Source organism: Mycobacterium sp. MAC_080597_8934 (genome assembly GCF_000523975.1).
Classification (GTDB): domain Bacteria; phylum Actinomycetota; class Actinomycetes; order Mycobacteriales; family Mycobacteriaceae; genus Mycobacterium; species Mycobacterium avium.
This window is the reverse complement of the sequence record NZ_JAOS01000055.1, coordinates 1-5,321: the sequence shown is the minus strand read 5'-3', so window position 1 is coordinate 5,321 and position 5,321 is coordinate 1. Positions and strand designations below refer to the sequence as shown.

General features: G+C 71.0%; 3 pseudogenes. All 3 read right to left on the bottom strand.

From position 1 onward, the window contains the following. A pseudogene (eccB, locus tag NF20_RS24170) lies at positions 1-1,253 on the bottom strand (type VII secretion protein EccB); the annotation flags it as partial. Continuing rightward, positions 1,250-3,365: pseudogene (eccA, locus tag NF20_RS24165) on the bottom strand (type VII secretion AAA-ATPase EccA). The pseudogenes eccA and eccB, both read right to left, overlap by 4 nt. A 329-nt stretch (positions 3,366-3,694) precedes the next feature. Further along, a pseudogene (locus NF20_RS24160) lies at positions 3,695-5,156 on the bottom strand (PPE family protein). Positions 5,157-5,321: the final 165 nt, after the last annotated feature.

The window sequence follows — 5,321 nt, the reverse complement described above, 5'->3', positions numbered from 1 at the left end:
ACCAGGTCGACGGGGCGAATCGATTCGGCGATCGGCAGCGCGAGCCGGACAACAGGTTCAGCGAGCTGGTGGCCGCACCGGCGGGCTTGCTCCAATATGCGCATGTGACAGGCGATTTGGCGGTGTCCACCAGGCTGACGTGTTGGTCCGGGTAGCGCGCGGTGTCCAGCATCCGCGACACCGGCAGCTTGGCCACCGCGTCGGCGCCCAGCCGCGGCGGTTGGTCCAGCCCATAGGAATTGGTGTTGCGCAGGATCGCCGCCAGCACCGGTGAGATCTGCTGCAGGCCGTCGGGCAGCACCGCGTAGTAGCGCGGCGCCCCCGAGGAGCTTTGATCCAGGGTGTAGGAGACCACCACGGCCCCGATCGGGCCGGCACCGCGAACGGCGCCGGGGCGCCGGCGTTCGGGATGCCCGGCGCGGACAACGACGGCGCCTCGGGTATCGCGTTGAACAGAACCGAGCGCGATGGGCCGGGCGCGGCAGCTCGGAGTTGTTCTCGGTCAGGCCGAGCGCGTTGGTGACGGCGTGGTCGGCCAGGTTGATCTGCGAGCGCCGGCCGTTCCACAGCAGCCAGGTGCCGCCGTCCCGCTCGGCCAGGATCGCCTGCTGCGACGGCAGCGCGGCGGCGCGGGCGCCGCTGCTGTCCGGCCGGCCCGCGATCACGGTGACACCGGTGCTGTGCGCGCCGTGCCCGCCCGGGGCGGGCTCGCTGACCGAGTCGCACACCGTCCAGTTCGCGTCGGTGGACGGGTTTTGCACCATCCGCTCCGGGGCGCCGGGGATGCCGAGCAGGTTGCCGCGCGGAAACCGATCCAGCTCAGCGCTTTTCACGGTGGTGGGGTTGACCGGCTTGCCCACGATCAGCCGGGCGGAGGTCAGGTTGAGCACCGGGTGCAGGTCGTCGCCGACCCGGACGTACAGCGCAGCCGTGGACCGGTCGGCCAGCACGGCGTTGGTCCCGGCGGTGCCGTTGGGCCGGATCAGCGAGAACACGAAGCAGCCGGCCAGCCCGGTGACCAGCAGGACCGCGCCCATCGCGACGGCGCGCGACTGGGTGCGCAGCGGGTCGACCAGCATCCGGGTGTCGTGCAGCGCGATACCGGAAGCGATGCGGCGCATCACGAATCGCCAGCCGCTGACCTGGTGCCGGGTGACGAAGCCGCGCCGGTACTGCACCTGGTCGGGGTTGTCGTTGACCGGGGTGCGCGAGGTGAACGAACGCCGGTCGTCGGGATCGTTGTTGGCGGTCATGCCGGCACCGACAGGCCAAGGCCGCGCAGCAGCGGCTCAACCGACCGTGCGACGTCGTCGTCGGTGATCGTCATCAGCTCCTCGTCAGTGAATTCGCCGGTTCCGGCGTGCTCGGAATGGTCGAGCCGGAACTCCCGTTCCTCTTCGGCGCGCTCGACGATGTTCCGGACGAATCGGCCGTTACCGGCGATGTCCAGGTTGCGGCGCGAGATCCCGTTGGCGTCCGGGGTCGATTCGCGGGCCAGCTTGGTGAACAACTCCTCCATGTGGTCCAGCGCGGCCTGTTCGAAGACGCTGTCGCGTTGTTCGGCCATCTTGGTGGCGATCTCGACCAGCTCCGACGGCGCGTACGACGGGAAGTCGATGTTGCGGGTGAACCGGGAACGCAAGCCCTCGTTGGTGTCCAGGAACTTGTCCAGGTCGGCCCGGTACCCGGCGATGATGACCACCAGGCGGTCGCGGTCGTTCTCCATCCTGGCCAGCAGGGTGTCGATGGCGACCAGCCCGAAGTCGTTCTTGGCGCCGGTGGCGACCAGCGCGTAGGCCTCGTCGAGGACGCTGTCGCGTTGTTCGGCCATCTGGTGGCGATCTCGACCAGCTCCGACGGCGCGTACGACGGGAAGTCGATGTTGCGGGTGAACCGGGAACGCAAGCCCTCGTTGGTGTCCAGGAACTTGTCCAGGTCGGCCGGGTACCCGGCGATGATGACCACCAGGCGGTCGCGGTCGTTCTCCATCCTGGCCAGCAGGGTGTCGATGGCGACCAGCCCGAAGTCGTTCTTGGCGCCGGTGGCGACCAGCGCGTAGGCCTCGTCGAGGAACAGCACCCCGTCCAGCGCGCTGTCGATGATGGCGTTGGTCTTGGCCTCGGTCTCGCCGATGTGCTGGCCGATCAGGTCGGCGCGGTGCACCTCGCGGATGTTCTCCCGCTTCAAAAGCCCCAGGCCGCAATAGATCTTGGCCACCACGCGGGCGATGGTGGTCTTACCGGTTCCGGGCGGCCCGGCGAACACCAGGTGGTGGGCCCGCTGCGCGACCGCGAGCCCGCGCTGCTTGCGGACCAGTTCCATGGCGACCGAGCTCTTCAGCCGGGACACCTGGTTCTTGACCTCGTCGAGTCCGATGAATTCGGCGAGCTGGCGTTCGGCCTCGGCCAGCAGCACCGCCTTGCGCTCGTGCGCGGCCGGGTCGACGAAGTCCTCGGCGCTGGGCTCGGTGGCGGGGTCCCACGGGTCGGTGCGGGCCTCGATGCGGGCCGCGGTGGTGGTCACGATGCCGAAACTGGTGTCCGATAACGCCTGTTCGACCTGTTCGTTCTCCGGGTGCGCGGCGTAGAGGTCCTGCAGCACCTCGCTGGCCGATTCCTCGTCCACGTGCGCGCGCAGCACCAGCGCCTTGGCCAGGGCGCCGTCGACGGCCGCCACGGCGACCGGACCGTCGGGCTCCTCCAGGTAGGACAGCGCCGGGGCGAACATGCCGAGGCGGGCCAGCGCGGTGCCCAGGGCGATCTTGGCGGCGTGCGCGTAGGCGTCGTCGAGGTCGGTGTCGTTGACGATCGGGGTGAGCAGCTTGACGACGTCCGACCAGCGCTCGGCCCGGTAGTTGATCACGACCGACACCCAGCGGGCTTCCCGCCAGCCGGGTCGGGCGGCGGTCAGCGCGGCGACGATCCGGTCGGCGTCGGCGAAGCGCCCGGCGGTTGCCAGCGCCGCCGCGTAGGCGAGCTGGAAGTCGTCGGTCGTGGTGGCGCGGAACTGCAGATACAGCCCGGTGTCGTAGCGGAAGCCCAGCGCGCCGGGCGCCAGGTCCACCTGGCGCTGCAGCACGCCCGCGGTGGCAGCAGTGCGGGCCACCGCCTCCAGCACGCGCAGCGACACGTCGCCGGCGGCCGCCAGCCCGGTCCACGCGTCGCACTGGTCGTGGGCGATGCGGGTCAGCGCGGCGAAGCCGGAGCGGGCGGCGGCCAGGTCGGCCGGGCGCTGCCGTTGGTAGACGACGATGCCCAGCGCGCGGCAGCAGGTGGCGAACCGGCTGACCACGTCGCCGTCGACGCGTGCGTCGACCCGGAATTGACCGGCTGAGCTGTGAGCATGCCGGTGTCACCGCGTTCCACGGCCGCGCCTTCTCATGTATGTAGCCTCCCCTAACCTAACCGCCTGAAGTTAGCATTGCATAAGCTAACTGTCGAGGCGTTCGAGCCTGGTCGGCTCACCACTCCGCTGCCCTTCTTCTACCGCTGATGAGGACGTTTCGCCTAGGGATTTGCCGCATTTTCGGCATACTCACAGCCGCACCCTCGGCAGCCTCACAGCAAGACCTCACCTTACTGAAAATCATTTTCATTATCAATTCCGGCGTGCCTCCCGCGGACGGGTAGCGGATGGGTAGCCGGGCACGGTCACGCAGCCAGTAGTCGGGCGCCGCGGCGGTAAAGTTCCGCCGCTACTCGCCGGTCCAGTTGCCCGGCACCATGGGCATCGACGGTCCGGTGCCGAACTCGTCGCCGGCCAGCGTGGCCAGCCCGGTCGCCTGCGCGGGGGCCGACGGCGCGGTGCCGGCAAAGCCCAGCGGGCCGGCGCCCCGATCCGATGCCGTCACCGAGTCGGTTTCGGGCTCGGGTCCGGCGTCGGGCTCCACGTCCATGAACTCGTAGCCGCGATAGCGGTCCTTCATGGCGGCCCGGCGTCGCCGTCGCGCCCGCGCCCGCTCGGACGCCGATGCGCCGGCCGGCGCGGCGGCCGCGGCGGGGTCGGGCTCGGACGCCTTGCGCTGTGCGCCGCTGCCCATGCCGGTGCCGCTCCCGATGGTCGGGCCGCCGATCAGGTACGGGTAGGCGGTGCCGCCGATGCCGGAGGGCGGCGGCGGTGCGGCCCGGACGCGGTCACCGTCGCCGACGCGGGGCGGTGCGCCGGCCGATGCGGGCGCCGGGGCGGCGACGGCCGCGGCGCCATCGCGGACCGGCCACCACGGCCGGCATGCTCGACGGCTGCGGCGGCGGCGCGGCCGGCAGCGCGGGCAGGGGTGCGGCCTTCTGAATCGCGGCGAGCCCGCTCAGGCCGGCGAGTCCCGCCGCGGCCCCGGCCGGCAGGGCGAGGCTGAACGCCGCGATCTGGGGCGCGAAGGCCTGGAAGGCCTCGATGGCGTGGCCGATCTCGTCGACGATCAGCAGCCAGATGTCCCGCAGCAGCTGGGTCAGCGCGGCAGACGGGTTTTCGGGGAACTCCTCGAGATCCCGCCCGATGGTTTGGAAGATCTCCAGGAACCGGTTGACCCACCAGCTCAGCTGGTAGGGGTTGCCGCCGTCGTTGTCGACGATGCCGCCGTCGTCGCCGCTGTCGTCGCTGTCCGAACCGTCCGAGCTGGTGGAGTTGACGATCGGCGGCGCCGGGTCGGTCTGTGGCGCGGCGGCCACCGCCGTGCCGGCGACCGCTTGATAGGTGGACATGGTGGTGGCGGCCTGGACCCACATCCGTGCGTAGTCGGCCTCGTTGACCGCGATCGGGATGGTGTTGACGCCGAAGAAGTTGGTCGCCACCAGCGCGGCGTGCGTGGCGTGGTTGCCGGCCAGCTCCGGCAGGGTCGGCATCGCGGCCAGCGCGGCGGTGTAGGCGGCGGCCGCGGTCTCCTGCTGGGCGGCCACGGCCGCGCTGTTCGCGCTGGCCCGCTCCAGCCACGCCAGATAGGGCGCGTGCGCGGCAACGTACCGCTCGGCGCTGGGCCCCTGCCACGCATCGGATTGCGCCGCCGCCAGCGTCGCGCTGAGTTCCGCGGCGGCCGACGCATAGGTTTCGCTCAACGACGTCCAGGACGCGGCCGCGCTCAGCAGGCCGGCCGGTCCCGGCCCGCTGCTGAGCAGCGTGGAATGGACCTCCGGGGCGAACGCCATCCACACCGGCGCGGTCATGGCCGAAGACTCCTCGTCGGGCTGGGTCAGGAACCGCCGGGGCTGTTCGGCGGCGCACGGGTCAGCCCGGTAGTAGTCGCACCGGGGCCGCGAGAAGTTCCGGCGCGGCGCCGATTCATGGATGACTCATGAAAAACCGGCCGCGATCGGGGTTCGCGGCCGGTT